This is a genomic window from Flavobacterium sp. Arc3, assembly GCF_041431375.1.
Lineage (GTDB): Bacteria > Bacteroidota > Bacteroidia > Flavobacteriales > Flavobacteriaceae > Flavobacterium.
The window spans coordinates 127,653-128,291 of the sequence record NZ_JASMRI010000014.1; the positions used below are offsets into that span (position 1 = coordinate 127,653).

Below are 639 nucleotides of genomic sequence, written 5' to 3' on the forward strand. Positions count from 1 at the left end.
GGCGGCAGAAGTTACTAATCGTACGAATGCAGATTTATTAAAAGAAGATTTAGTTAATAAAAGTACTGACATAACTACTGATGGCGCATCGGACACAAAATATCCAAGTGTAAAATCGATAAAAACTTATGTTGATGCTAGCTCAAGTACTAGTTCAACCGCATTAGGGACAGAAGTTTTAAGAGCAATAACAGCTGAAACAGCTAATGCAAATGCAATTTCAAATGAAACGAGCAGAGCGACAAACTCAGAAAATGGTATTGCCGCGAATTTGGTTACAGAAACAAATTCTCGCACCATAGCTGACGGTAGTTTAACAACGAATCTGGCAACAGAAGCTTTACGAGCTACCACAGCAGAAAGTACGCTTGCAACTAATTTATTAAGTGAAACAAATTCTCGTACCACAGCTGATGCAACTTTAACAACTAATTTGGCGGCAGAAGTTACTAATCGTACGAATGCAGATTTATTAAAAGAAGATTTAGTTAATAAAAGTACTGACATAACTAATGATAGCGCATCGGACACAAAATATCCAAGTGTAAAATCGGTAAAAACTTATGTTGATGCTAGTTCATCAACCAATTCATCAGCATTAACAGCAGAAATTTCAAGAGCTAAAATAGCAGAAATTGC

Annotated in this window: 1 protein-coding gene; it reads left to right on the forward strand. The window is 36.2% G+C overall.

All coding sequences use genetic code 11. The features are described 5' to 3' along the window. A partial coding sequence (locus QO200_RS11970; protein ID WP_371540448.1) for a hypothetical protein occupies window positions 1-639 on the forward strand: 639 nt, incomplete at both ends.